24 protein-coding genes and 1 tRNA gene are annotated in these 25,339 nt (G+C 70.4%); 16 read left to right on the top strand and 9 right to left on the bottom strand.

Annotated elements, in window-relative coordinates:
* The first annotated feature begins 38 nt into the window (after positions 1 to 38).
* The gene (locus ACFE7H_RS10235) at positions 39 to 2,099 is read left to right on the top strand and encodes a cytochrome c oxidase assembly protein (RefSeq protein ID WP_375401130.1); all 2,061 of its coding nucleotides are present in this window, start codon (positions 39 to 41) and stop codon (positions 2,097 to 2,099) included.
* Between the two features lie 408 nt (positions 2,100 to 2,507).
* On the top strand, positions 2,508 to 3,830 hold the full coding sequence (locus ACFE7H_RS10230; protein ID WP_375401129.1) for an ATP-dependent RecD-like DNA helicase: 1,323 nt from the start codon (positions 2,508 to 2,510) through the stop codon (positions 3,828 to 3,830).
* A gap of 93 nt (positions 3,831 to 3,923) precedes the next feature.
* On the opposite strand, the gene ACFE7H_RS10225 is transcribed toward ACFE7H_RS10230, so the two are convergent.
* From ACFE7H_RS10225 to ACFE7H_RS10215, 3 genes are all read right to left on the bottom strand, one after another.
* Entirely contained in the window at positions 3,924 to 4,502 is a 579-nt protein-coding gene (locus tag ACFE7H_RS10225) for a hypothetical protein (protein ID WP_375401128.1), read from the bottom strand.
* A gap of 8 nt (positions 4,503 to 4,510) precedes the next feature.
* Positions 4,511 to 4,969 (bottom strand): DUF4383 domain-containing protein, encoded by a 459-nt coding sequence (locus ACFE7H_RS10220; protein ID WP_375401127.1) that lies wholly within the window; start codon positions 4,967 to 4,969, stop codon positions 4,511 to 4,513.
* Positions 4,970 to 5,002: 33 nt separating this feature from the next.
* Positions 5,003 to 5,073, bottom strand: a tRNA-Gly gene (locus ACFE7H_RS10215).
* 111 nt (positions 5,074 to 5,184) lie between these two features.
* Between ACFE7H_RS10215 and dcd the strand changes: the two genes are divergently transcribed.
* Positions 5,185 to 5,790, top strand: a complete 606-nt coding sequence (dcd, locus tag ACFE7H_RS10210) for a dCTP deaminase (RefSeq protein ID WP_375401126.1) — start codon at positions 5,185 to 5,187, stop codon at positions 5,788 to 5,790.
* 156 nt (positions 5,791 to 5,946) lie between these two features.
* Here dcd and idi read toward each other — a convergent pair whose 3' ends face one another.
* Complete coding sequence (idi, locus tag ACFE7H_RS10205) at positions 5,947 to 6,477, bottom strand: isopentenyl-diphosphate Delta-isomerase (protein ID WP_375401125.1); 531 nt, start codon at positions 6,475 to 6,477, stop codon at positions 5,947 to 5,949.
* 94 nt (positions 6,478 to 6,571) lie between these two features.
* On the opposite strand from idi, the gene ACFE7H_RS10200 reads away from it, so the two are divergent.
* The 6 genes from ACFE7H_RS10200 to ACFE7H_RS10175 are packed head-to-tail and all read left to right on the top strand — an operon-like array spanning position 6,572 to position 11,251.
* On the top strand, positions 6,572 to 7,474 hold the full coding sequence (locus ACFE7H_RS10200) for a phytoene/squalene synthase family protein (protein ID WP_375401124.1): 903 nt from the start codon (positions 6,572 to 6,574) through the stop codon (positions 7,472 to 7,474).
* Positions 7,471 to 9,099, top strand: coding sequence for a phytoene desaturase family protein (gene crtI, locus ACFE7H_RS10195; RefSeq protein WP_375401123.1), 1,629 nt, complete (start codon positions 7,471 to 7,473; stop codon positions 9,097 to 9,099). The genes ACFE7H_RS10200 and crtI overlap by 4 nt, the downstream gene beginning before the upstream one ends.
* 30 nt (positions 9,100 to 9,129) lie before the next feature.
* Positions 9,130 to 9,480, top strand: a complete 351-nt coding sequence (locus ACFE7H_RS10190; protein WP_375401122.1) for a lycopene cyclase domain-containing protein — start codon at positions 9,130 to 9,132, stop codon at positions 9,478 to 9,480.
* Positions 9,481 to 9,507: 27 nt separating this feature from the next.
* The gene (locus ACFE7H_RS10185) at positions 9,508 to 9,840 is read left to right on the top strand and encodes a lycopene cyclase domain-containing protein (RefSeq protein ID WP_375401121.1); all 333 of its coding nucleotides are present in this window, start codon (positions 9,508 to 9,510) and stop codon (positions 9,838 to 9,840) included.
* Entirely contained in the window at positions 9,840 to 10,700 is an 861-nt protein-coding gene (locus ACFE7H_RS10180; protein ID WP_375401120.1) for a prenyltransferase, read from the top strand. The genes ACFE7H_RS10185 and ACFE7H_RS10180 overlap by 1 nt, the downstream gene beginning before the upstream one ends.
* Positions 10,701 to 10,756: 56 nt before the next feature.
* The gene (locus ACFE7H_RS10175) at positions 10,757 to 11,251 is read left to right on the top strand and encodes a DUF427 domain-containing protein (protein ID WP_375401119.1); all 495 of its coding nucleotides are present in this window, start codon (positions 10,757 to 10,759) and stop codon (positions 11,249 to 11,251) included.
* Between the two features lie 34 nt (positions 11,252 to 11,285).
* Here the strand turns inward: ACFE7H_RS10175 and ACFE7H_RS10170 are convergent, their stop codons facing one another.
* Positions 11,286 to 12,635, bottom strand: coding sequence for an MFS transporter (locus ACFE7H_RS10170; RefSeq protein ID WP_375401118.1), 1,350 nt, complete (start codon positions 12,633 to 12,635; stop codon positions 11,286 to 11,288).
* A 332-nt stretch (positions 12,636 to 12,967) separates the two neighbouring features.
* Between ACFE7H_RS10170 and dnaK the strand changes: the two genes are divergently transcribed.
* From dnaK to ACFE7H_RS10145, 5 genes are all read left to right on the top strand, one after another.
* A complete protein-coding gene (gene dnaK, locus ACFE7H_RS10165) occupies positions 12,968 to 14,833 on the top strand; it encodes a molecular chaperone DnaK (RefSeq protein WP_375401117.1) in 1,866 nt (621 codons plus the stop codon).
* On the top strand, positions 14,833 to 15,510 hold the full coding sequence (locus ACFE7H_RS10160) for a nucleotide exchange factor GrpE (RefSeq protein ID WP_375401116.1): 678 nt from the start codon (positions 14,833 to 14,835) through the stop codon (positions 15,508 to 15,510). Before dnaK ends, ACFE7H_RS10160 begins: the two co-directional genes overlap by 1 nt.
* 3 nt (positions 15,511 to 15,513) lie before the next feature.
* Entirely contained in the window at positions 15,514 to 16,509 is a 996-nt protein-coding gene (locus ACFE7H_RS10155) for a DnaJ C-terminal domain-containing protein (RefSeq protein ID WP_375401115.1), read from the top strand.
* 2 nt (positions 16,510 to 16,511) lie between these two features.
* A complete protein-coding gene (locus ACFE7H_RS10150; protein WP_375401114.1) occupies positions 16,512 to 16,922 on the top strand; it encodes a heat shock protein transcriptional repressor HspR in 411 nt (136 codons plus the stop codon).
* Between the two features lie 83 nt (positions 16,923 to 17,005).
* The gene (locus ACFE7H_RS10145) at positions 17,006 to 19,174 is read left to right on the top strand and encodes an ATP-dependent Clp protease ATP-binding subunit (protein WP_375401113.1); all 2,169 of its coding nucleotides are present in this window, start codon (positions 17,006 to 17,008) and stop codon (positions 19,172 to 19,174) included.
* Positions 19,175 to 19,193: 19 nt separating this feature from the next.
* Here ACFE7H_RS10145 and ACFE7H_RS10140 read toward each other — a convergent pair whose 3' ends face one another.
* Positions 19,194 to 20,162, bottom strand: coding sequence for an alpha/beta hydrolase (locus ACFE7H_RS10140; RefSeq protein WP_375401112.1), 969 nt, complete (start codon positions 20,160 to 20,162; stop codon positions 19,194 to 19,196).
* Positions 20,163 to 20,373: 211 nt separating this feature from the next.
* Between ACFE7H_RS10140 and ACFE7H_RS10135 the strand changes: the two genes are divergently transcribed.
* Positions 20,374 to 21,855, top strand: coding sequence for an APC family permease (locus tag ACFE7H_RS10135; RefSeq protein WP_375401111.1), 1,482 nt, complete (start codon positions 20,374 to 20,376; stop codon positions 21,853 to 21,855).
* Between the two features lie 65 nt (positions 21,856 to 21,920).
* Complete coding sequence (locus tag ACFE7H_RS10130) at positions 21,921 to 22,712, top strand: hypothetical protein (RefSeq protein ID WP_375401110.1); 792 nt, start codon at positions 21,921 to 21,923, stop codon at positions 22,710 to 22,712.
* 121 nt (positions 22,713 to 22,833) lie between these two features.
* Here ACFE7H_RS10130 and ACFE7H_RS10125 read toward each other — a convergent pair whose 3' ends face one another.
* Genes ACFE7H_RS10125 through ACFE7H_RS10115 form a run of 3 tightly spaced genes read right to left on the bottom strand, consistent with a single transcriptional unit; the run spans position 22,834 to position 25,329 of the window.
* The gene (locus tag ACFE7H_RS10125) at positions 22,834 to 23,178 is read right to left on the bottom strand and encodes a cupin domain-containing protein (protein WP_375401109.1); all 345 of its coding nucleotides are present in this window, start codon (positions 23,176 to 23,178) and stop codon (positions 22,834 to 22,836) included.
* The gene (locus ACFE7H_RS10120) at positions 23,168 to 24,577 is read right to left on the bottom strand and encodes a flavin monoamine oxidase family protein (RefSeq protein ID WP_375401108.1); all 1,410 of its coding nucleotides are present in this window, start codon (positions 24,575 to 24,577) and stop codon (positions 23,168 to 23,170) included. The genes ACFE7H_RS10125 and ACFE7H_RS10120 overlap by 11 nt, the downstream gene beginning before the upstream one ends.
* Complete coding sequence (locus ACFE7H_RS10115; protein WP_375401107.1) at positions 24,568 to 25,329, bottom strand: SDR family NAD(P)-dependent oxidoreductase; 762 nt, start codon at positions 25,327 to 25,329, stop codon at positions 24,568 to 24,570. The genes ACFE7H_RS10120 and ACFE7H_RS10115 overlap by 10 nt, the downstream gene beginning before the upstream one ends.
* Positions 25,330 to 25,339: the final 10 nt, after the last annotated feature.

Raw genomic sequence — 25,339 nt, 5'->3', positions numbered from 1 at the left:
GACACGGCGATGCGCCGCCGCCCGCGTACCCTGATTCGGTGACCCGCACCTCCCCCGCTCCGGCGAATGCCGTGCACGAGCGGAGCGTGCAGGAGCGAGGCACGGACCGCAGGGGATCGGCACCGGCCTGGACCGTCCGGGTCGCCGGGCCCGCCGTGGTCACCGTCGTCGCGTTGCTCGCCGCCGCAGCAGCGCTTGAGATCGGCGGTGCCGCCCGGCCGCTCGCCCTCGGCGATCCCGGCCCGGTGGTGCGGTGGGGACTGCCCGCCGTGCAGGTGCTCGTCGACCTCGGTGCTGCCGGTGCCCTCGGCACTCTGGTACTCGCCTGCTTCGCGATCCCTGCCGGCACCGGTGCCTGGGACCGGGCACTGGATACGGCCGCCGCGTCGGCGGCCGTCTGGACCGTGGCCGCCGTCGCGACGGGCGTCTTCGAATTCGCCGACGACGTAGGCGGATCGACCCTGGTGCCCTTCTCGGGCGACTGGGGCAATCAGTTGCTGCTGTTCCTCACCGACAACCCCGCCGGCCAGGCGTGGCTGCAGACGGCGGTGCTCACCGCCGTCGTGACCGTGCTCTGCATCGCCGTCCGCTCCCCCGTCGGTACCGCGGTCGTCGCGGCGCTCGCCGGCCTCGCCCTCGTGCCGATGGCGCTGCAGGGGCACGCCGGAGCGACCGCGACGGCCAGTCACGACTCCGCGATCACCTCGTTCGGGCTGCACATCGTCTTCGCCGCCGTCTGGCTCGGCGGCCTGATCGCGCTCACCATCGTCGGCCGGGGTCTGCCCGGCGACCAACTGGCGGGCCTCGTGCGCCGCTATTCGTCCATCGCGCTGGTCGCCTATCTGGTGGTGGCCGTCTCCGGCGTCGTCAACGCGGCCATCCGCCTCGGCTCGATCCAGGGTCTACTGACCCCCTACGGTGCGCTCATCATCATCAAGGCGCTCGCGCTCGTGGCGATGGGGGGCCTCGGCGCGCTCTACCGGCTCGCGGTGATCCGCCGCATCCCCACCGCCACCGGGCGCCGCGCGTTCTGGTCGATGGTGGGCGCCGAGCTCGGCCTGATGGGTGTGGCGTCCGGATTCGCCGCGGCGCTGTCGCGAACCGCGCCACCCGTCACGTCGACCTCGCCCACCGCCGCCGCGGGCTTCACTCCCGCCCAGATCCTGACCGACGGGCAGGCCCTGCCGCCCGCGCCCAGCTTCGTGAACTACGTGACCCAGTGGCACGTCGACCTGATCTGGGTACTGCTCTGCGGATTCCTGCTGCTGTTCTACTGGGCAGGAGTGGTCCGGCTGCGACGACGAGGGGATGCGTGGCCCCTCTATCGACCCGTCCTCTGGACCATCGGCGTCCTCCTGCTTTTCGTGCTCACGAGCGGCGGCCTGAACGAGTACGAGAAGTTCCTCTTCAGCGCCCACATGCTGCTGCACATGATGCTGACCATGGTGGTCCCGCTGCTGCTGGTCCCGGCGGCCCCGGTCACGCTGGCGATGCGGGCGATCGCGCGGCGTCGCGACGGCAGCATGGGCGGACGGGAGTGGCTGCTGCTCGTGGTCCACTCCAAGCCGGCCGGCGTGCTGGCGAACCCAGTCGTCGCCGGCGCCCTGTTCGCCGGGTCGCTCGTCGTCTTCTACTACACGCCGGTGTTCAGCTGGGCGACGACCGACCACGTCGGGCACGAGTGGATGACCGCGCACTTCCTCGTCACCGGCTACCTGTTCGTCCAATCGCTCGTGGGGGTCGATCCGCTCCCCCATCGCTGGCCGTATCCGCTGCGACTGCTGGTGCTGCTCGCCACCATGGCGTTCCACGCGTTCTTCGGGCTCAGCCTGCTGAACGGCAAGGGACTGCTGCTGGCCGACTGGTACGGAGCGATGGGCTGGGGGACCAGCGCGCTCGCCGATCAGCAGACCGCGGGCGGCATCGCGTGGAGCGTCGGGGAGATCCCGACCCTCGTCCTGGCCATCGTGGTGGCGGTCAGCTGGTCCCGCAGCGACGAGCGGGACAGCCGTCGACTCGACCGGGCCGCCGACCGGGACGGCGACGCCGACCTCACCGCCTACAACGACATGCTCGCCCGGCTTCGGACGCGCACCTGACGCCTCCCCGTTCGGGTGGCATGTCGCGCTCTGGATGTCACCGCCTGCGCTGGCATCCTGCTCGCGTCGGCGTGGGGGCGCCGGCGTTTCACGAGCGGGTCTTGGGGGAGACATGTCGTTCGCACCACATCAACCTGTCCGGCGACGATCGGTGCGCGGAGGCGCGACCTGTCGTGGCTCGACCGCGGGGACGTTCACCGTCCGGTCGGGCGCGAGGCGCATCTGGGGCCGCGTCTGGCGAGTACAACCGAGGCCACCGCTGCTCGGAGGGACGTCGGTGGACGGAGCGGCTCCAGTACCGGGGCCGGTCGCCGTCCGGCGCGGACCGGAGCGTCGTATGAGTCGATCGATCGACGGGGCGCGGGGTCCCTGAGCGACGCTGTCGCCGCCCGCGTTAGGGTGGCGGCCGTGTCGGCGCACGGGGACGATCAGGGCGCATTCGCTCCGGTCGAGCTGACCGATCAGCAGCGCCTGGTCGAGCAGGCGATCGAGCAGGGCGGCGGTCATTTGCTCATCACCGGGCGTGCCGGTACCGGCAAGTCGACGCTCCTGAACCACGTCGTGGCGACCACGCGGCGCGTGGTGGCGGTGTGCGCACCGACGGGTGTCGCGGCGCTGAACGTCGGCGGCCAGACGATCCACTCGCTGTTCAAGCTGCCGATCGGACTGATCGGTCCCACGCAACTGCGGCAGGACAGGGCGCTACAGCGCCTGCTGACCGTGTTGGACGTGCTCATCATCGACGAGATCTCGATGGTCAGCGCGGACGTGCTGGATGCAGTCGACCGCAGCCTGCGGCTGGCGCGCAAGCGGACCGAGCCGTTCGGCGGCGTGCAGCTGGTCCTGTTCGGCGACCCGTACCAGCTGGCGCCGGTACCGGGCAGCCTGGAGGAACGCGTCTACACGCAGGCGATGTACCGGTCGATGTGGTTCTTCGACGCGCACGTGTGGGAGCAGGCCGAGCTGCAGGTGCACGAGTTGGAGGCGATCCACCGGCAGCGCGACGAGCGGTTCCGACGGTTGCTGACCGCCGTGCGGCACGGGCGGGTGACCGCTCCGATGGCGGCGGTGCTGAACGAGACCGGGGCGCGTCCCGTTCCCGTCGACCGTCCGCTGACGCTCGCCAGCCGCAACGACGCCGTCGCGTCGATCAACCGGGCGGCCCTGGCCGCGCTGCCGGGAGCCGTCGCCACCAGCGTCGCCGAGGTGAACGGGGACTTCGGCCAGCGCACCTTCCCGGCCGAGGAGGTGCTGCAGGTCAAACCGGGCGCCCACGTGATGCTGCTGCGCAACGACCCCGACTTCCGCTGGGTGAACGGGTCGATGGGGGTGGTCACACGGATCCAGAGCGGCCAGGCGCGGGTGGAGGTCGCCGGCGTCGAGCACGACGTGCTGCCGGCCACGTGGCAGCGGTACCGCTACAACTACTCCGTCACCACGAAGCAGCTGACCCGGGAGGTGGTCGCCGAGTTCACGCAGCTGCCGATCCGGCTCGGCTGGGCGGTGACCGTGCACAAGGCGCAGGGCAAGACCTTTGATGCCGCGGTGATCGACCTGGGGCGCCGAGCGTTCAGCCCGGGGCAGACCTACGTCGCGCTCAGCCGGTTGACCGCACTGGAGGGGCTGTACCTGAGCCGGCCGCTGATCCCGGGCGACATCATCGTGGACCCCGACGTGCAGCGCTTCATGGCCGAGTCGGTGCGGGCGGGAGTGGCGGCACCGGTCGCCTGACCGCGATCAGCACCGGCTACCGAGCAGTGCCGGCTACCGAGCAGTGCCGGCTGTCGATCGGTACCCGCTACCGAGCTGTGCCGAGCCACCGGTTCAGTGCCCCATGCCCTGCATCCCCAGGGCACCCAGCTCGGTGCCGCCGAGGGCGGTACTGGTCACGGCCGCCACGAGGCCGCCGCCGGCCACGACGCCGAGCAGGTAGGGGAGCGCGCTCGGTGTCCCGTCGACTCCCTCCGGTGCCATCGGTCCGCGACGCAGCCGGACCGCTATCACGATCGCGGGGATCAGGTCGAGCACGCTCGCCAGCAGCAGCGGAAGGCCCGGTAGCAGGGACATGCCGCTCGCGACATGCACTGCGCCGTGCCCGGGTCCGAGGACAGTTCCGACAACCGACCCGGCAATCGGTCCACCGGCTTCGCCGTGCGCCATCGCGCCGCTGACGAGAGCGACCGTGATCCAGGTCACCGGTGGCAGCAGGACGATCACGAGGCCGAGGCGCGGCAGGGGCAGTGTGCGCCCCGCGAGGGCGGCGACACCCCAGGCGAGTTCGCCCAGGCCGAACAGGGTGAAGATCGCGAGCAGTGCCGGGGGAGCGGTCGCCGCCACGCCCAGGTGCACCATGCCGGCGCCCAGGACCGCGAGCCCCAGCCAGGTGCGGATCAGCACCGCCACGGGACGGCTCAGACGGTCGCGGCGGTCGCGTGCACGTCGCGGTCGGCGCCGAGGCCGCTGGCCAGCAGGATCACCGCGCTGCCCAGGTGCAGGATGTGGTCCGCGGTGTTCAGCGACAGGAAGTTGATCGGCGACTGGCCGTTGTCGGGCGCCGCCAGAAAGAACCCGACGATGCCGAGCAGCAGGTACACCGCTCCGATGGTCGTATTGGTGCGCTTGGCGGCGTAGGCGGTGCTGACGCCGGCGAGCAGCAGCGCGGCACCGACCAGCAGGTGCACGGCGTTGTGCAGGGGGTTCACCTCGAACAGGCCGATGAGCAGGTTGCTGCGGCCGTCGCCGGGCCCGGCGAACGGCACGCCCTCGACCCAGAAGAACCCGAGCAGGCCCACCAGCAGGTACACGGCACCGAACAGTGTGCCGATGATGCGGTTCGGTGAGGTCTGGAACGCCGGACCGGGGTTCGACATGGGCGCCTCCTTCCGCGGCTTGCTCGTCTTTCGAGCGAGTGACGGGAATCGAACCCGCACTACCAGCTTGGGAAGCTGGAGTTCTGCCATTGAACTACACTCGCGCACCGGCGATCCGGTCCCCGCATCGACCGCTCGCCGCGCCTCGCCAGTGTAGCGAGGGGGCCGGGCACCGGAAGCAGCCCGGGGTCGGGCGCCGCCGATAGGTTGGCGGGGTGCTGCTCTCGGACCGCGACATCCGCGCCGAGATCGAGTCGGGCCGGGTGGCGCTCGAGCCGTACGAGCCGGGCCTGCTGCAGCCCTCCAGCTTCGACGTACGGCTCGATCAGTACTTCCGCCTGTTCGACAACCACAAGTACGCGGTGATCGACCCGGCGGAGGAGCAGCCCGAGCTGACCCGCCTGATCGAGACGCGGCCCGACGAGCCGTTCGTGTTGCATCCGGGGGAGTTCGTGCTCGGCTCCACCTACGAACTGGTGTCGTTGCCCGACGACATCGCCGCCCGGCTGGAGGGCAAGAGTTCGCTCGGTCGGCTTGGCCTGCTGACGCACTCCACGGCGGGATTCGTCGATCCGGGATTCTCGGGGCACATCACCCTCGAGCTCAGCAACGTGGCGACCCTGCCGATCAAGCTGTGGCCGGGCATGAAGATCGGCCAGCTGTGCTTCTTCCGTCTCTCCTCGCCCGCCGAGCAGCCGTACGGGTCGGCCGCCTACGCCTCCCGCTACCAGGATCAGCGGGGCCCGACGGCGTCCCGCTCGCACCTGAACTTCCTGCGCACCGACGTGGGCCGCGATCGCGCGGACGACCCCGACCGCTGACGACGACCCAGACCGCTGACCGCCGCCGGACCCACGACTCAGAGCACAACAGCAGGACAATGTCGCGATCGCAGGTCGGTGGTCGACCAGTGGCCTGCTGTGGAGACCTGGTCCTGCTGACGGGACCGGCGAGGTCGCCCTGTGGCCGGGAGGGCCTCAGGCGCGCGCGGCCGCCAGCGCCGGCAGTTGCAGGGTGAGCCACGGGCTGAACGCCCAGGGAGTGGCCTCGACGGCCGCGGCGAGCAGGTCGCGGTCCACCCAGCGGTACTCCATGACCTCGTCCGGATCGGCCAGCACCGGATCGTCCGCCCGAGCGACGTAGACGGGACAGATCTCGTTCTCCACGGTGCCGGCGGCGTCGGTGGCGATATAGCGGAAGTCCGGCAGCTGCACCGCGAGCTCGGTCAGGGTCAGCCCCAGCTCGGCCAAGGCGCGGCGGGCGACCGCTGCGCCCATCTCCTCACCGGGTGCGGGATGCCCGCAGAAGGAGTTCGTCCAGACGCCGGGCCAGGTGCGCTTGCCGAGCGCCCGGCGGGTGACGAGCAGCCTGCCGTCGTCGTCCACGACGTGGCACGAGAAGGCGAGATGGAGGGGGGTGTCGGCGGTGTGCACCGTCGCCTTGTCCGCCTGGCCGATCGGGGTGCCGTCGTCGTCGACCAGCACCACCAGCTCTCGCGCGTCCGTCATCCGCCCCGCTGTATTCTCGATCCGTGCGCAGACGACAGGCTCTCCGGCGCGGTCTCGCACCGGTCGTCCGCCGCACGAGCCTACCCGCCACCGGGTGCGCGCCCCGTTCGGCCGCCTCCGCGTGACCACCCCGCTGCAGCGCTACAACCGCGCGGCCGAGCGCTCGGCCGGCGTCGTCATCGGGCACTACTCCACCTCGTTCGGGCTCGCCACGCGGCTGCTGCCGGCTCCGACTCGCACCCACATCCGCAACGTGTACGCCCTGGTCCGCCTGGCCGACGAGATCGTCGACGGCGTGGCTGCCGAGTCGGGGCTCGACCGGGCGGAGGTCGCTGCGGCCCTCGAACTGCTGGAGCGGCAGACCGAGCAGGCCCTCGCGACCGGGTACTCGACCAATCTGGTCGTGCACGCGTTCGGCAGGACGGCGCGCGATGTGGGTATCGAGCTGGACGTCGTCACCCCGTTCTTCACCTCCATGCGCATGGACGTGCACCAGACCGTGCACGACGACATGTCTTTCGCGACATATGTGGACGGCTCCGCCGAGGTGGTCGGACTCATGTGCCTGCGCGCGTTCCTCGCCGCCGGTCCGCCCACCGATCCGGCAACCCGTGCCCGGCTCGAATCCGGGGCGCGACGCCTGGGCGCCGCGTTCCAGAAGGTGAACTTCTTGCGCGACCTCGCCGCCGACGCGCACGGCCTGGGCCGCTCCTACTTTCCGGGCGTCGAGGCCGGCGCGCTGGACGAGCCGACCAAGCACCGGCTTCTGGACGACATCGACGCCGACCTGGCTGCCGCAGCGACGACCCTGCCGCTGCTGCCCCGCGGTCCACGGCGCGCGGTGGCACTGGCGCACGGACTGTTCGCCGAGCTCTCCGCTCGGCTTCGGCGCACCCCGGCGACGGTCCTGCAGGCCAGTCGAGTGCGGGTCCCCGATCCGGTCAAAGTGCGCCTGGCCGCCCTGGCCGTCGCCGATCGCCTGCCGAGGACCCGATGAGCGCGCCGCGGAGGGCCGTCGTGATCGGCGGCGGCATCAGCGGGCTCGCCTCCGCGGCACTGCTCGCGCGGGAGGGCTACGCCGTCACCCTGCTCGAGGCGCGCGATACGGTCGGCGGCCGGGCGGGGGAGTGGGACACCGCCGGGTACCGCTTCGAGACCGGGCCGTCGTGGTACCTGATGCCCGAGGTCTTCGACCACTTCTTCCGGCTGCTCGGCACCTCCGCCGACGAGCAGCTGCGTCTTTCGAAGTTGGACCCCGGGTACCGCGTCGTGTTCGAGCCGACTGGGACCGGTCCCGGCGAGATCGTGGACATCCAGGGGGACCGCGAGCGCAACCTGGCCGAGGCGGAACGGCTGGAGCCCGACGGCCGGGCCAAGCTGGCCCGATATATGGACTCCGCGGCATGGGTCTATGGGATGGCCAAGCGCTATTTCCTGTACACGACCTTCGCCGATCTGAAGCCGCTGCTGCGGCGCGACGTGCTCGCGGGACTGCCGAAGCTCGTGCCGATGCTGGCGAAGTCGCTGAACAGCTACGTCGAGGCGCGATTCAGCGACTCGCGCGTGCGTCAGATCCTGCAGTATCCGGCGGTGTTCCTCGGCAGCTCGCCGTATTCGACGCCGGGCATGTATCACCTGATGAGCACCCTCGACCTGGAGGGCGGGGTGCTCTACCCGGAGGGCGGCATCAGCGCCTTGATCGAGGCCGTGCGCCGGGTCGCGGTGCAGCAGGGGGTCGTGATCCGCACGGGCGAGCCGGCCGTCCGCATCCTGACCGATGGAGCGATCGCCGGACGTCCGCGCGTCACCGGTGTCCGCACGGCCTCGGGCCGAGTCGAGGCCGCCGACCTGGTCGTGTCGTCCATGGACCTGGAGGCGGCCGAGCGCACGCTGCTGCCCGAGTCGCTGCGCACCTATCCCGCGTCGTGGTGGCGTCGCCGCACTCCGGGGCCGAGCGCCGTGCTCGTACTGCTCGGCGTCCGTGGACCGCTGCCGGCCCTGCTGCACCACACGCTGCTGTTCACCAAGGACTGGCGGGCCAACTTCAGTGCGGTCGTGCCGAAGCGGGGCGGCCCCCGGCCGCCGCTGCCCGACGAGCTGTCCCTCTACGTCTGCCGCCCCACCGCCACCGAGGCCGGCCTGGCGCCCGCGGGGCACGAGAACCTGTTCGTGCTCGTGCCCGTACCGGCTGATCCCGGCCTCGGTCGCGGCGGCGAGAACGGCGCCGGGTCCCGCGAGGTCGAGCGCATCGCCGACGGGGCGATCGACCAGATCGCGCGATGGCTGGACGTGCCCGACCTGGCCGACCGCATCGAGGTGCGGCGCACCATCGGCCCCGCCGACTTCGCGCAGGACCTGAACGCGTGGCAGGGCACCGCGCTCGGTCCCGCTCACACGCTCGCGCAGAGCGCCCTGTTCCGGGCCGGCAACATCAGCAAACGGGTGGACGGCCTGCTGTTCGCGGGCGGGTCCACGATCCCCGGGATCGGCCTGCCGATGTGCCTGATCAGCGCGGAGCTCGTGATCAAGCGGCTGCGCGGCGACACCTCCGCCGGTCCGCTGCCCGAGCCGCTCGACCCCGCCGCGCCGCCGGTGGTGCGCCCGAGCCCGGCGACGGCGTGATCCGGCCCCGCCCGTGACCGAGCCCTGCGCGTGAACGGGCTGTACCTCGTGGGGCTGCTGGTCGGGATCGCCGGGGTGACGGTGCTCGACCTGCGCTACCGGTTGTTCTTCGGTGCCGATCCGCTGCGTGCGGCAGTCGTGCTGGTCGTCGGAGTCGCGGGGTTCCTCGTATGGGACACCGCCGGTATCCACCTCGGCATCTTCTTCGAGGGCAATCGGTCGCTGATCACCGGCGTGCAACTGGGCCCCCAGCTGCCCCTGGAGGAACTGTTCTTCCTGATCCTGCTCTGCGCGACGACCATGACCGTCTTCGGTGCCGCCGCGCGCCTGCTCGCCCGGGCGGACCTCGCTGCGCGGTCGACCGCGCCTCGGGCCGAATGAGGCGGGCCGAGTGAAGCAGGCAGCGTCGTGACCACCTACCTGGTGCTCTCGGTCGCCGTGCTCGCGCCGGTGCTGACGCTCTCGGTCGTCGCGATCCTGCTGCGCTCCGGACCGCTTGGCCGCGGCCGCACCCTGCTCGCGTGTGCGGCGACCCTGGTGGGCCTCACCCTGCTGACCGTGGTGTTCGACTCCGTGATCGTGGGTACCGGCATCGTCGGCTACGACGGCTCCCGCATCCTCGGCGTGCGCATCGGCGCGGCACCGGTGGAGGACTTCGCCTATCCGATCGCCGCCGCGTTCGCCCTGCCGGCGCTGTGGTGTCTGCTGCCGCACCGGAGCCGCCGGACCCGGAGCCGCTGATGCTGCGCCAACTGCTCGTCGCCTCGCGCCCGTTGTCGTGGGTGAACACGGCCTACCCCTTCGCGCTCGCCTACCTGCTGCTCGCCCAGCCGGTGCACGCCGGGGTGCTGGTGGTCGGCGTCGTCTACTTCCTGGTGCCCTACAACCTGGCGATGTACGGCATCAACGACGTCTTCGACTACGAGTCCGACCTGCGCAATCCCCGCAAGGGCGGGGTTGAGGGAGCGGTCCTGGACCCGCGGTACCACCGGCCGATCCTGGTCGCCGTCGTCGTGACGAACGTGCCGTTCCTGATCGCGCTGGTCGCGTTCGGCGGCCCAGTGTCGTGGCTGGTGCTGGCCGTCTCGGTGGTCGCCGTGGTCGCCTACAGCGTCGCCGGACTGCGCTTCAAGGAGCGACCCGTGCTCGACTCCGTCACCTCCAGCACCCACTTCGTCAGCCCGGCCGTCTACGGCGCCGCGCTCGCGGGATCGGCCCTGGACGCCCGGGCCGTGCTGCTGCTCGCCGCGTTCTTCTGCTGGGGGATGGCGAGCCACGCCTTCGGCGCCGTGCAGGATGTGCCCGCCGATCGGGCCGGGGGCATCGCCTCGATCGCCACGGTGTTCGGGGCCCGACCGACGGTGCGACTGGCCGGAGCGCTCTACCTGGCGGCGGGCGTGCTCGCCCTGATCAGCGGGTGGCCGACCGCGCTTGCGGCGCTCGTCGCCCTGCCGTACCTCGCGATGGTCGCGCCGTACCTGCGCATCACCGACGCCGGCGCGGAGCGGGCGAACGGCGGCTGGCGGCGGTTCCTGGCCATCAACTACGTCGCCGGGTTCGCGGTCACCCTGCTCGCCATCGGGGCGGCGATCGCGGGCTGACCGCTGCTCGACCGCGGCTGACCGCTGCCACCGGCCGCGCGAGCGAGACTGGAGCCATGCGGATGCGACAGCGTGTGGAGCCCGGGCCTGGCCAGGACTCGGTGTGGGACTACCCGAGGCCGCCACGCGTCGAGGCGGTGCCCGAGCGTGTGCGGATCGAGTTCGGCGGCCACGTGGTCGTGGACACCGTCGATGCGGTGCGGGTGTTGGAGACCAGTCATCCGCCGGTCTACTACGTGCCGCGCGACGCCGTGACGGCCGAGCTGCTGCCGGCCCCCGGGGCGAGCCTCTGCGAGTTCAAGGGCGCGGCGAAGTACCTGTCGATGCGGGTGGGGGACCGGGTCGCGGATTCGGCGATCTGGTACTACCCGACCCCGTCGCCCGGCTACGAGGCCCTCGCGGGACGCATCGCGGTGTACCCCGGCCGCGTGGACCGCTGCGAGGTCGCCGGCGAGACCGTCGTCCCGCAGCAGGGCGACTTCTACGGCGGCTGGATCACCTCCAAGGTCGTCGGGCCGTTCAAGGGCGCGCCGGGCACCTGGGGCTGGTGAGCCGAGCGCGCGAACGGGCTATCGGAGCGGCGGGCTATCGGGACGGAGGCGCCGTTCGCTCCGACGGGCCGCCGGCACGGACGGGAATGAGCAGCAGCAGACCGGCCAGCAGCACCAGCACGATGCCGAGGATTCCGAAGGCCTGGTCACGGGTGACGGCGATGAACAGGGTGAACATCGCCGGCGCCAGGAAGGTGGCCGCCCGGCCCGTGGTGGCGTAGAGGCCGAACAGCTCGCCCTGCCGCTCGGCCGGCACCATGCGGGCGAGCATCGAGCGGCTGGCCGACTGCGCGGGACCCACGAAGAGGCAGAGCGCCAGGCCGCCGACCCAGAACGCGGTCGTGCCGCCGCCGCGGGCCAGGAACACCCCGCCGCCGGCGACCACCAGCCCGACCAACGACGTGAGGATCACCGCCTTGGGTCCGAATCGGTCGTCGAACCGGCCGGAGACGATCGTGCTGACTCCGGCGACGACGTTCGCGGCGATCCCGAACACCAGCACCTGGCTGAACGTGAAACCGAAGACGGTCGCGGCGATCACGCCGCCGAAGCTGAACACCCCTACCAGGCCGTCGCGGAAGACGGCGCTGGCGATCAGGAACCGCACCAGCGTGCGGTCGCTGCGCCACAGCCCGGCGACATCGCGGATCAGCTGCCGATAGGCCTGCAGCACGCCGGGACGCGGTCCGCCCGACAGCGGGGGAGCCTCCGGGACCGCGAGCAGCACCGGCAGCCCGAAGACCGCCGCCCACACCGCGCACGCCAGGGCGACCACGCGGATGTTCAGGCCGTCGGCCTCGGGGATGCCGAACGCGTGGTGCTCGCCGGCGATGAGGGTCGTGTACAGCACCAGCAGCAGCACGATGCCGCCCAGGTAGCCGCTCGCCCAGCCCAGCGCGCTGACGCGGCCGATCGTGCGCGGCGTCGAGATGCCCGGCAGCATCGCGTTGTAGTTGACGGTCGCGAACTCGTAGAAGACCGTGCCGATGCCGACCAGCACGACTCCGAGGGGGAAGTACGCCGGGGAGCCGACCACGCCGAACATCGCCACCATCGCCAGCACGACCACCGCGGTGTTGATGCCGAGCCACCGGCGGCGGTGCCCGGAGTAGTCGGTGCGGGCGCCGAGCACCGGAGCGACGAGGGCCACGACGAGGCCGGCGACCGACAGGCCGAGCCCGAGCCCGGTGGAGAGGGATGCCTTCGCCGCGTCGTACGCCGCCGTGCCGACCCGCAGCGAGGGGTCGAGGAACAGGGCGCTCGTCAGGTAGACGGTGAACACGAAGGTCGTGATCACGGCGTTGAACGCGGCGCTGCCCCAGTCCCAGGCCGCCCAGGCGAGCACTCGGGCGCGCTGCGGCGACGCGATGGGGGCGAGCGTCATGCGCGCAACCTATCCGCCCCATGTGTCACCGCCGGTATTCCGGCGTTCGGACACGGCGCCCACCCGGCCCAGACACGGCTCCCACCCCGTCCCGTCAGCAGGACCAGGTCCCGTTCGCAGGCGGCTGGTCGACCACAGACCTGCTGTCAGGACCCTGTCCTGCTGTCGTGCTCAGGTGCGAGCCGGTTGAGGCGCGGGTCGGGTGGCTGGGATTGATAGGTGGTGGCTCAGGTTTGGGGCGCTGAGTTTGACCTTGTCGACGGGGCGCGTATACTTGAGCCATCGGGACTCAACCCGAGCAGACCTACTCGTGAAGGAACAAGGAGACACTCATGGCTCGTGCCGTCGGCATCGACCTCGGAACCACCAACTCGGTGGTGTCCGTGCTGGAGGGCGGCGACCCCGTCGTCATCGCGAATGCGGAGGGGTTCCGTACCACACCGTCCGTCGTGGCATTCACCAAGGACGGTGACGTGCTGGTGGGCGAGACCGCCAAGCGGCAGAACGTCACCAACGTCGACCGCACCATCAGTTCGGTCAAGCGCCACATGGGCACCACCTGGACCCAGACGATCGAGGGCAAGAAGTACACCGCGCAGGAGATCAGTGCCCGCATCCTGGGCAAGCTGAAGCGCGATGCCGAGCAGTACCTGGGTGACACGGTCACCGATGCGGTCATCACCGTGCCGGCATATTTCAACGATGCCGAGCGCCAGGCCACCAAGGAGGCCGGCGAGATCGCGGGCCTCAATGTGCTGCGCATCATCAACGAGCCCACCGCGGCCGCGCTCGCCTACGGCCTCGACAAGGGCAAGGAGGACGAGCTGATCCTGGTCTTCGACCTGGGCGGCGGCACCTTCGACGTGTCCCTGCTGGAGGTGGGCAAGGACGAGGACTTCTCCACGATCCAGGTCCGCTCCACGGCCGGCGACAACCGGCTGGGTGGCGACGACTGGGACCAGCGCGTCGTCGAGTACCTGATCAAGAAGTTCAAGGACACGACCGGCGTCGACGTCTCCAAGGACAAGATCGCACTGCAGCGCCTCAAGGAGGCGTCGGAGCAGGCCAAGAAGGAGCTCTCCAGCTCCACCAGCGCCTCCATCCAGCTGCCGTACCTGTCGCTGACCCAGGAGGGACCGGCCAACCTCGACGAGACGCTCACGCGGGCGCAGTTCGAGCAGTTGACGAGCGACCTGATCGACCGCACCAAGAAGCCGTTCAACGACGTGATCGCCGAGGCCGGCGTCAAGGTGGGCGACATCGCCCACGTGGTACTGGTCGGCGGCTCCACCCGCATGCCCGCCGTCTCCGAGCTGGTCAAGAAGCTGACCGGCGGCAAGGAGCCGAACAAGGGCGTGAACCCGGACGAGGTCGTCGCCGTCGGCGCGGCCCTGCAGGCCGGTGTGCTGAAGGGCGAGCGCAAGGACGTGCTGCTCATCGACGTCACTCCGCTCTCCCTCGGCATCGAGACCAAGGGCGGCATCATGACCAAGCTGATCGACCGCAACACCGCGATCCCGACCAAGCGCAGCGAGACCTTCACCACGGCCGACGACAACCAGCCGTCCGTGGCGATCCAGGTCTTCCAGGGCGAGCGCGAGTTCACCCGCGACAACAAGAACCTGGGCACCTTCGAGCTGACCGGCATCGCGCCGGCCCCGCGCGGCGTGCCGCAGGTCGAGGTCACCTTCGACATCGACGCGAACGGCATCGTGCACGTCTCCGCGAAGGACAAGGGAACCGGCAAGGAGCAGTCGATGACCATCACCGGCGGGTCCAGCCTGCCCAAGGAGGACATCGAGCGCATGGTCCGCGAGGCCGAGGAGCACGCCGCCGAGGACAAGCACCGCCGCGAGGTGGCCGAGGTGCGCAACTCCGCCGAGCAGCTCGTCTACTCGATCGAGAAGCTGATCAAGGACAACGACGAGAAGCTGCCCGCCGACGTGAAGGAGTCGGTGCAGGCCGACGTCGACGCGCTGAAGTCGGCGCTCGCGGGCGACGACGACGACGCGGTCAAGACCGCGTTCGACACGTTGAGTGAGAGCCAGACCAAGCTCGGGCAGGCCATCTACGCGCAGTCGCAGGCCGACGGTGCGCCCGCGGCCGGCGGCGCCGCAGGAGCGCAGGCGTCCAGCGAGGACGACGACATCGTCGACGCCGAGGTCGTGGACGACGACGACAAGAACACCGCGGCCTGATGGCACGGCGAGGCAAGAACGAGGATCCGGAGGAGGTGCCCGGCGACGAGTCGGGCACCCCGAAGGACGGGGCGGCGAACGCCGATTCGAGCGACGCGGCGACAGATGCCGCTGAAGGCATGATCGCGGCCGAGGACGCCGACGTGGAGACGTCGTTCTCGGATGCGGACGAAGCCTTTTTGGCTGATCTGGCCGCAGGCTCCGTGCCGGAGCAGTCGGGGACGGAGCAGCACGGTGCCGGGACGGAAGCGGCTGAGCCGCCCGAGTCGGAGCACCTGGCCGATCTGCGCCGGGTGACCGCCGAGTACGCCAACTACCGGCGCCGGGTCGAACGCGACCGGGTGGCCGAGCGCGAGCGGGCCGTCGGCGACGCCGCGCGCGTGGTGCTGCCGGTGCTCGACGACCTGGACCGGGCGGAGGCGCACGGCGATCTGGCCGAGGGCGGGCCGCTCACCACCATCGCCCACAAGCTGCGCGCGCAGGTCACCAAGCTTGGCCTCGCGCCCTTCGGCGAGGCCGGTGAGACCTTCGATCCGCAGCAGCACGAGGCGATCTTCCAGCGGCCCAACCCCGATGTGCAGCGGGCGACCGTCGCGGATGTGGTCGAGCGCGGCTATCGCATCGGTGACACGCTGCTGCGGGTCGCCAAGGTGGTCGTCGACACCCCGGAGGGCTGAGCCGTGGCCAGCCAGGATTGGTTCGAGAAGGACTTCTACCGGGTCCTCGGGGTCGACAAGTCCGTCTCGTCCGCCGACCTGAAGAAGGCGTACCGCAGGCTGGCGCGGCAGTACCACCCGGATTCGCATCCGGGCGATACCGCCTCCGAGGCGCGCTTCAAGGAGATCAGCGAGGCGTACAGCGTGCTGTCCGACGCGGACCAGCGCCGGGAGTACGACCAGATCCGGGCCATGGGTTCCGGCGCGCGCTTCACCTCCGGCGGCCCCGGGCAGGGCGGCGGCTTCGAGGATGTCTTCGGCGGCATGTTCGGCGCCGGGGGCGCCGGCGGTCGTGGTCGCAGCGGCCGGGGTGCCGGCTTCGAGGACCTGCTCGGCGGAATGTTCGGGGGACCCGCCGCCGGCGGCTTCGGTCAGACCTCCGGCGGTTTCCGCGGCTTCGGCGGTCCGACACCGGGCCGCGACGTGACCGCATCGGCGACGATCGACTTCGTCACGGCGACGCAGGGCGACACGATCCGCATCCAGGGCGCGGACGGCAAGCCCATCTCCGCCCGCATCCCGGCGGGGGTGGCGGACGGCCAGAAGATCAAGCTGCGCGGCCGCGGCGAGCCGAGTCCCGACGGCGGAACCGCCGGCGACCTGGTGCTCAGCCTCACCGTCGCCAAGCATCCGGTGTTCGAGCGGGACGGCCTCAACTTGAGGTTGAACGTTCCGGTCACCTTCGCGGAGGCGGCCCTCGGTGCGACCATCGAGGTGCCGACCCTGCTCGGCGACCCGGTGCGGTTGAAGGTCGCGGCGGGCACCTCCAGCGGCCGGGTACTGCGCGTCAAGGGACGCGGGGTCACGACCACGAAGGGGACCGGCGACCTGCTCGCGCGCATCGAGGTCGCCGTGCCGAGCCATCTCTCCGCCGCGCAGAAGGAGGCGATCGAGCGGTTCACCGCCGCCAGCGGCGACGAGAACCCGCGCGACGACCTGCTCGCCAAGGCCAGGGGCTGACCATGGAGCCGGACGACCCGATCTTCGCCATCGCCGTGGCGTCGGAGCTGGCCGGGATGCATCCGCAGACCCTGCGCCAGTACGACCGGCTGGGGCTCGTGCAGCCCACGCGCACCGCCGGCAAGTCGCGCCGGTATTCGATGCGCAATATCGCCCAGTTGCGCGAGATCGCCAGGCTCTCGGGCGAGGGCGTCTCGCTGGAGGGCATCCGCCGGGTGCTGGAACTGGAGGACGAGGTCGTCCGTCTGCGCCGCAGGGTGCGCGACCTGGAGGGCGCCCTGGCCACGGAGCTGCTGAACCGGCCGGGCAGCCGGGTGTTCGCCTCCACGCCCGACGGCGACGTCGTGCCGCTGCGGCACGGCATGCGGGCCCAGCGGCGCACCGAGGTCGTCGTCTGGCAGCCCTCGCGCTGACACCGAAGCACGCGGCGCCCGTCGCACGGGCACACACTGGAAGCCACAGCTGTTCTGTGGGCACGGATCGTGAGGAGTGCATCATGGCGAACATGCGAGGTGCTGCGGCGCCGCCGGAGCACAGCGGATCGGCGCTGCAGCAGTACGGCATCAACCTGACCGAGATCGCGCGAGCCGGCAAGCTCGACCCCGTCATCGGGCGTGACTCCGAGATCCGCCGGGTCAGCCAGGTGCTCACCCGCCGCACCAAGAACAATCCGGTGCTCATCGGCGAGCCGGGCGTGGGCAAGACCGCGGTCGTGGAGGGCCTCGCCCAGCGCATCGTCGCCGGCGACGTGGCCGACTCCCTGAAGGGCAAGCAGCTGGTCTCCCTCGACCTGGCGGCGCTCGTCGCCGGCGCCAAGTACCGGGGCGAGTTCGAGGAGCGACTGAAGGCCGTGCTGAAGGAGATCTACGACTCCGACGGCCGCGTGATCACCTTCATCGACGAGCTGCACAGCCTGATGGGTGCGGGCGGCGGCGAGGGCTCGGTGGCGGCCTCGAACATGCTGAAGCCGATGTTGGCGCGGGGTGAACTGCGCATGATCGGTGCGACCACGCTGAACGAGTACCGGGAGTACATCGAGAAGGACGCGGCGCTGGAGCGCCGGTTCCAGCAGGTGTTCGTCGGCGAACCGAGCGTGGAGGACTCCGTCGCGATCCTGCGCGGGTTGAAGGAGCGCTACGAGGCGCACCACAAGGTGGCGATCGCCGACTCCGCGCTCGTCGCGGCGGCGTCCCTCTCCAACCGGTACATCACCGCCCGGCAGCTGCCGGATAAGGCGATCGACCTGATCGACGAGGCCGCCAGCCGCCTGCGGATGGAGATCGACTCCGCCCCCGTCGAGATCGACGAGTTGCGGCGCTCCGTCGACCGGCTGCGCCTGGAGGAGCTGGCGCTGAAGCGCGAGAAGGACGACGCGGCCAAGGAGCGGCTGGTGCGGTTGCGCGCCGACCTCGCCACCCGGCAGGAGAAGCTCGGCGTGCTCGAGGCGCGCTGGGAACGGGAGCGCGCCGACCTGAACCGCGTCGGCAATCTGAAGGAGAAGGTGGACAGCCTGCGGATGCGGGCCGAGCGGGCGCAGCGCGAGGGCAACCTGGAGGAGGCGTCACGGCTGCTCTACGGCGAGATCCCGGTCATCGAGCACGAGCTGGCGGACGCCGAGCAGGCGGAGGAACGCACCGACGTGCCGCGCATGGTCAACGACCAGGTGACGGACGAGGACATCGCCTCGGTGGTCGCCCAGTGGACGGGTATTCCGGTCGGCCGCCTGCTGCAGGGCGAGACGCAGAAGCTGCTGCGCCTGGAGAGCGAGCTGGGGCGCCGGCTGATCGGCCAGCGCACCGCCGTACGCGCCGTGTCCGATGCGGTGCGTCGCACGCGCGCCGGCATCGCCGATCCGGGTCGGCCCACGGGGTCGTTCCTGTTCCTCGGGCCCACCGGCGTCGGCAAGACCGAGCTGGCGCGGGCGCTGGCGGAGTTCCTGTTCGACGACGAACGTGCGATGGTCCGCATCGACATGAGCGAGTACGGCGAGAAGTTCTCCGTCTCCCGGCTGGTCGGGGCGCCTCCGGGCTATGTCGGGTACGAGCAGGGCGGGCAGCTGACCGAGGCGGTGCGGCGACGGCCGTACAGCGTCGTGCTGCTGGACGAGGTGGAGAAGGCGCATCCCGAGGTGTTCGACGTGCTGCTGCAGGTGCTCGACGACGGCCGGCTGACCGATGGGCAGGGCCGCACCGTCGACTTCCGCAACACGATCCTGGTGCTCACCTCCAATCTCGGCAGCCAGTACCTGGTTGATCCGGAGCTGACCGCCGATCAGAAGGAGCAGACGGTGCAGGCGATGGTGCGCCAGGCGTTCAAGCCGGAGTTCATCAACCGGCTGGACGACATCGTGGTGTTCCAGGCGCTGACCGAGAGCGACCTGGGCCAGATCGTGGAGCTGTACATCGACCGGCTGGGCAAGCGACTGGCGGACCGCCGGCTGGAGTTGGCGGTCACCCCTGCGGCGCGGGCCTGGCTCGCGGAGCGCGGCTACGACGTGATGTACGGCGCCCGGCCGCTCCGCCGCCTGATGCAGCGCGAGATTGACGATCGGCTCGCGCGTGCCCTGCTGGACGGTTCGGTGCGCGACGGCGACACCGTCCGGGTGGACGTCTCGGCCGTCGGCGACGACCTGACCGTCGGCCGCTCCGAGGTCCCGGTGGCGTAGTGCGCCGCCTCGTGCACTCCTAAATCATCCGGCTGACCCAGTCGTCCATGCCGGCCGCAGCGGCTCTCGAGACCGGTGAGTCGGGCGCGAGCTGCTTGTAGCTGTGCATCGCGCCCGAATACACATGCAGGTCGAGGCTGCCTCCGGCCGCCCAGACGCGTGAGGCGTAGTCGACCGCCTCGTCGCGGAACACCTCGCCTGCCGCAGCCAGCAGGTAGGTCGGAGGGAGGCCGCCGAGGTTGCTCGCGCGAGCGGGAGCGGCGTACGGGGATACCTCGCGGAAGGCGTGCCCTTCCCCGAGCAGTGCGGTCCAGCCCACGTCGTTGGTCACTCGGTCCCAGATACCAACGTCGTCGAACTGATGACTCGACACCGTCCCGTTCCGATCGTCGAGCATCGGGGAATCGAGCAGCTGGCCGGCGAGCGTCGGGAACGCCCGGTCCCGGGCCATCAGCGCCAGCCCCGCCGCCAGACCGCCACCGGCCGACGCGCCGTACACGATGATGCGGTCCGCGGCGACGCCGAGGTCGTCGGCGTGCTGTGCGAGCCAGACGAGGCCGGTGTAGCAGTCCTCGATCGGCGCGGGATGCGGATGCTCCGGAGCGAGTCGATACTCTACGGACACCACGACGACGCCGAGGCGCTCGACCCAGCCGAGTGCCTGCTCGACGCCGTTGAAGCGGTCTCCCGACACCATCCCGCCGCCGTGCACGTGGTACAGGACCGGCGCGGCCGCTCGTCGGGTCGTGGGCGTGAAGATCGAGAGCAGCACGGCCGGGGCGCCGTCCCGCCCCGGTACGGTCCGCTCCTCGTGGTCGAAGTTTGCTGCGGCCCGGAGATCATCCAATGAGGCAGTGGGGAAGCCGCGGAGGACGTCGATCTGCGCGGCGGACGGCATCAGCCGGCCGGGCAGCAGGTCGAGCACCTCGGCGAAGGACGGGTCGTACGGCGCCGGCGCCGCGAAGGTGGGAGCGGGCGAGTCGGGCACGAGATCTCCGTCGGTCGATTGGTCAGGGCGGTACCGGCACCCATGGAATTGCGAGCGCGATCGGGCCCGATGAACGCCGTCGATCGCCCCGGAACGAAAGTATTGCGCTCTAAATATTTGTAAGCGTAGAGTCTGGCCGCCGTCAAGTAGGACGCGGTCCGTGGACTGGAAGTCCGTCGTGCTCAAGGTCGACCACTCAAAGGAGCGTCACATGTCCACAGAATCGCTGTCGCACGAACGGGGGGCGTCTGCCGAGCCATCCGGTTCGACGCCGTCACCTGATCTGAAGCTCGAGGGGCGGATGGGCACGCCGGAGCTGGTGTTCACCGTTCTGGCGTTCAACGGGCCGCTCGCCGCGGTCGCCGGGTACCTGGCGTTCATCATCTACTTCGGCGGGGTCGGCGCACCGCTGATGCTCGCGATCGCTGGTGTGATCAACCTGGTCTTCGCGGTGGGTTTCACCGCGATGAGTCGGTACATGCCGAACCCGGGAGCGTTCTACTCCTACATCACGGCCGGCCTCGGTCGAGTGCTGGGATTGGGTGGCGCATTCCTCGCAGTCTTCGCGTACGCGCTCGTCATCCTCGGCGTCTATGCGTTCTTCGGCATCATCAGCGACCAGCTCGTGTCGAACACGTTCTCCGGTCCGCACATCGCCTGGTACTGGTACGCCCTGGTGGCTTTCATCGTGATCACGTTCCTGAGCTACCGGAACATCGCCGCTTCGGCGAGGACGCTGCTGGTGGCGCTCGCCGTCGAGCTCGTGATGGTCTTGATCTTCAACGCTGCGGTGCTGATCAACGGCGGCCCCCAGGGCCGCTCGCTCGTGCCGTTCGATCCGAATGTCGCGTTCTCGGGCAACGTCGGATCCGCACTGCTGTTCTCGGTCGGCCTCTTCCTCGGCTTCGAGGCGACCGCGGTCTTCCGGGAGGAGGTCAAGCGCCCGCTCAAGACCGTTCCGCGTGCGACGTACATCGCAGTCCTGGCGATCGGTGTGCTGTACGTGCTGACGTCATGGCTTCTGATCACCGCGTACGGCGTGGACAAGGCCGCGAAAGTGGCACAGACCAGTCCGTCGGACATGTTCATCACGGCAGTGGGCCGGTACGTGGGCACCGTCGGTGTCGACATTGTCTCAATCCTGCTCATCACCTCGACCTTCGCGGCGTTGCTGTCCACCTCGAACGTGCTGGTGCGGTACCTATTTTCGCTCGGAAAGGACGGCGTGCTGCCCGGCTTCCTGGGTCATGTGCACCGGCGTCACGCATCCCCTTACAAGGCGGCGCTCGTCGTCGCGGGCACGATGCTGATCGGCGGGATCATCATCGTCGTCTCCGCCGCCGACCCTGGCATCGCATACGGCAGCCTCGCCGGCGTCGGAGGATTCGCGATCATCGTTCTCGAGACGATCACCTCGGTCGCGGTTCTCGTGTACTTCCGACGGGCGGGCCGGATCACCGGCGTCTCGTCATGGCAGACGGTCATCGCCCCGATCGTCGCCACCCTGGGTCTCGGGCTGGTCGTCTACCTTGCCCTCACGAACTTCTCGACGTTGATCGGCGGATCGGAAACGCTCGCGATCATCTTCCAGATCGTGACGTTGGCAGTGGTGCTGACGGGCGTTGTCTTGGCGCTGGTCTACCGCAGGACCAGACCGGCCGCCTACCGGCGCATCGGCCGCCAGGACGTCTGACCGCTCGTGGGCGAGGCGGCGGTGTCGGTGGGAGAGCAGTGAGCGCTGAGCCGGGACCTCGGTGGGTGACCGCCTGGCCGCGGGAGGGCGGCATCCACCTGCGCCCCGGCGCCGTCGCGCTGCACGACGCGGAGTGGGTCGCGTGGCCCGGGACGGGACTGGAAGGCCGTGACCTGGGTCTTGCCGAGGTCAGCGGAGCTGTGCTGGCGGGCCAGCACGTGCGGGCGTCCGGGGTGCCGGGCGGCGAGGGCGATTGGCACTGCTACGACCTCGACTTCGAGTTCGTGTACGTCCTCGTGGGCTCGCTCGAACTGGAGACCCGTGACGGGGAGCGGCACCTGCTGGTTGCCGGCAGCTCGTTCGCCCACACCGCGTTCCTCTGGCATCGGGACCTGCAGCGCTCCGCGGACCTCGAGGTGGTGCGACTCACCGTTCCAACAGCGGAGCAGCGTTTCGACGGATTGGATGCCGCGCTGCCGGCGCGATCGACCTCGGGTGCCCCCGCCGCCGTCTACAGCAGCGTCGCAGAAGGATCCGCACCTGCTGCTCCGGAAGTCGAACCGGACTCAGTGACGTGGGCCGAACGGGACCTGGGCACCGCCGGCCTGACCGAGGGCCGCATCCGGTTGCAGGTCCTCGAAATCCGGGACACCAGCGTCCACCGGCTGCCGGCGAGTCAGTGGCTCTACGTCCTCGGCGGCACGGCCGAACCCTCCGACGACACCGCGGTCGCACTGCTGACCGCGGGGGACAGCCTGTCGACGGACGCTCGCTCGCATGCGGATCGCACCGGACGGTACGAGTTCTCCCCGGACTTCGCGGTCCTCACCCTGTCCACCGGTAACGGCCGCTTGTAGCCGGGCACTCCATCGTTCGAGGTTCGGTCCGCGACGCCGTGCGGCGGCCGAGGCGTCGAGAAGTGAACCTTCGCGAGGTGCAGGCGTGCCCTGCGCAGCCCTACCCGGTCGTCGTGGGCGGCTAGTACTCGATCGCGGTGTCCGAGATCAGCACGGTGACGTCGTGGAAGTCGGGGGACATCGTGAAGTTGACGACCTGGCCCTCGCGCAGGTAGCAGGCGTCGCCGGGTCCGAGTTCCCGTCGTTGCTCGCCGTGCACGGTGATCGAGGCATGCCCGGCGATCACGAAGAGGAACTCGTCGTACCCCATCGTCAGCGTGTGGCTGCCCGACTCCTTGAAGCTCCCAGCCATGCGCCGGCCGTCGGGGGACCGGTACAGGACCGCCTGAGAGCCGCCGAACTGCGGCATCGGATCGTGCGTCACCGTGTGCACGTTGAATGACGGCGTGGCTGATTCATCGGTCATGGGAACTCCCACTCGTGCTGGTCTGCTGCCGGACGGCGGTGCCGGCAGGGGTCCGGTCGGTTCGGAGGATCGCGGTGGCGCGCTCGGCGGCCAGGCGTCCGGAATCCACGGCGCCCTCGATCCAGCCACCCCAAACACCGGAAGTTAGGTCGCCGCCGGCGAACACCACCCGGCCGTGGGGCCTGCCGACGACCGAGCCGAAGGTGAGCGCCTCGCCGGGGCGATGGAAGTGGTTGATGCCGCGGGCGAAGTCGTCGCGCGCCCAGTCGTGCCCGGCCGTGCCGACGACGACGGCGTCGGGCAGGTACTCGGCGACGGCCTGTTGGGCCTCCTCCTGCGACGGATACTCGCCGGTACCCCAGGCGACCATGAGCGAGCGCCCGTCGGACAGCACTCGATCCTCGTACAGCCAACCGATCTGTGGGTCGTGCGCACCGCCGAACCCGCCGAAGCCCATGTAGCCGCCGGGGACCTGCTCGGCGATCAGGAAGGTCTTGAAGCCGGGGGCCACGTACTGGTCCGCCAGCATTCTGGTCCGCTCGACGTCGAGCGCCGGGACGAACTCGATGCGCGGCAGCACCTGCGACCCGACGGCGACCACGCAGGCTCGAGCCCGGTGTTCCTCACCGCGGGAGGTCCGCACCGCGACCGTGTCGTTCTCCTGCAGGATCGAGGCGACGTCGGCCCCGAACCCGATGTCGGCGTCCGCGTCGTCGGCCATCGCCTGCCAGAGCGCGCTCGTGCCGTCGCGCAGCGTCTCGTCGGTGACCGAGAAGAACATGCCGATCGGGCTGCCTTCACCGGCCATCCACACCAGCCACTGCAGCATGGACACCTGACGGATGTCGCACTGCGTAACCGCCGCGATGATGCCGTAGACGAACTCCCTCGTCTCCGGGGGGATCCGGTAGGGAGCCAGGAACTGGTCGATGGGAACGTCCAGATCCGAGAGGTACTGGTCCTGCACCGGCGCGTTCGCGTCGATCCGGGTGCACGCCCTGGCCATTGCGAGCACGACGCGCTCGAGCGCCACGATCTGGTCCGGCGGGATCGGTGCCGACCGCGTCGTTCCACCGATCCGGAAACCCGCGGCTCGCCACTCGCCGCCGCCGTGGGCGAGCGGCTGGTCGTACCGCTGGATCTCCCGGTTCAGGTTGTGCTGCACGCCGGGATGGACGTAGGTGCCGCCGAGCTCGATCGACTCGCCCGGGTAACCGTCGAGGCGGCCAGTGACCGTCCGGCCGCCGAGTCGGTCGCGGGCTTCGAGGACCAGTACGGAGCGGCCCTGACCGCGCAGGTCCCGGGCGCAGGTGAGTCCTGCGGGTCCGGCGCCGACCACGATCACGTCGTATTGGTTCCGCCCGGCGGCTGTGGCGGGTGCGGCGGCGTTCAGCGGCACGCGGTGACGCCCCCGTCGACACCGAGTGCCTGCCCGACGATGAACGACGCCTCGTCGGAGGCGAGGAACGCGACCGCGGCCGCGATCTCCTCCGGAGTGCCCTGCCGGCCGAGCGGGACCTGGCCCTCCACCATCGCCTGGACCTCCTCCTCGGACATGTCGCGCAGGAAGGGATCGTTGAAGCCGGTCGGCACCCACCCGGGGCAGACGCAGTTGACCCGGATGCCGGCCCTGCTGAAGTCGGCCGCGAGCTGCCGGGTCAGATTCACCACCGCGCCCTTGGAGGTGGCGTAGGCGATGTTGTCGGCCTCACCCACGAGGCCTGCGGTCGAGGCGATGTTGACGATCGAGCCGACCCCGCGGTCGACCATGCCCGGCAGGACCGCTCGACTCAGCAGGAACATCGCGCGGACATTGACCGCGAACGTGCGGTCCCAATCCTCGATGGTCTGCGTCACGGCCGTCCCGGGCCGCAGGTAGCCCGCGTTGTTCACGAGCACGTCGACGCGGCCATACCGGTCGTGGATCTGCGCGACCGCCGCCTCGACCTCATGGTCGATGGCGACGTCCACCTGAAGGCCCGTCGCCCGCCCGGACCGCAGGGCGATGCTCTCGGCGGTGCGCTCGGCCGCATCCCCGTCGCGGTCGAGGATGACGACGCTGGCGCCCTCGGCCGCCAGCCGTCGGGCGGACGCCCGCCCGATACCGCTCCCGCCCCCGGTCACGACGGCGGTCCTGTCTTGGAATCGCATGACGAGCTGC

This window comes from uncultured Amnibacterium sp. (genome assembly GCF_964250715.1).
GTDB lineage: Bacteria > Actinomycetota > Actinomycetes > Actinomycetales > Microbacteriaceae > Amnibacterium.
This window is presented reverse-complemented; position numbering and strand designations above follow the sequence as displayed.

Excerpts from the sequence above, each read along its gene's own strand:
- ACFE7H_RS10220 (WP_375401127.1), bottom strand. The coding sequence starts at position 4,969 with ATGTCGAACCCCGGTCCGGCGTTCCAGACCTCACCGAACCGCATCATC.
- idi (WP_375401125.1), bottom strand. The coding sequence starts at position 6,477 with ATGACGGACGCGCGAGAGCTGGTGGTGCTGGTCGACGACGACGGCACC.
- crtI (WP_375401123.1), top strand. The coding sequence starts at position 7,471 with ATGAGCGCGCCGCGGAGGGCCGTCGTGATCGGCGGCGGCATCAGCGGG.
- ACFE7H_RS10180 (WP_375401120.1), top strand. The coding sequence starts at position 9,840 with ATGCTGCGCCAACTGCTCGTCGCCTCGCGCCCGTTGTCGTGGGTGAAC.
- ACFE7H_RS10175 (WP_375401119.1), top strand. The coding sequence starts at position 10,757 with ATGCGGATGCGACAGCGTGTGGAGCCCGGGCCTGGCCAGGACTCGGTG.
- ACFE7H_RS10170 (WP_375401118.1), bottom strand. The coding sequence starts at position 12,635 with ATGACGCTCGCCCCCATCGCGTCGCCGCAGCGCGCCCGAGTGCTCGCC.
- dnaK (WP_375401117.1), top strand. The coding sequence starts at position 12,968 with ATGGCTCGTGCCGTCGGCATCGACCTCGGAACCACCAACTCGGTGGTG.
- ACFE7H_RS10160 (WP_375401116.1), top strand. The coding sequence starts at position 14,833 with ATGGCACGGCGAGGCAAGAACGAGGATCCGGAGGAGGTGCCCGGCGAC.
- ACFE7H_RS10150 (WP_375401114.1), top strand. The coding sequence starts at position 16,512 with ATGGAGCCGGACGACCCGATCTTCGCCATCGCCGTGGCGTCGGAGCTG.
- ACFE7H_RS10145 (WP_375401113.1), top strand. The coding sequence starts at position 17,006 with ATGGCGAACATGCGAGGTGCTGCGGCGCCGCCGGAGCACAGCGGATCG.
- ACFE7H_RS10135 (WP_375401111.1), top strand. The coding sequence starts at position 20,374 with ATGTCCACAGAATCGCTGTCGCACGAACGGGGGGCGTCTGCCGAGCCA.
- ACFE7H_RS10125 (WP_375401109.1), bottom strand. The coding sequence starts at position 23,178 with ATGACCGATGAATCAGCCACGCCGTCATTCAACGTGCACACGGTGACG.
- ACFE7H_RS10115 (WP_375401107.1), bottom strand. The coding sequence starts at position 25,329 with ATGCGATTCCAAGACAGGACCGCCGTCGTGACCGGGGGCGGGAGCGGT.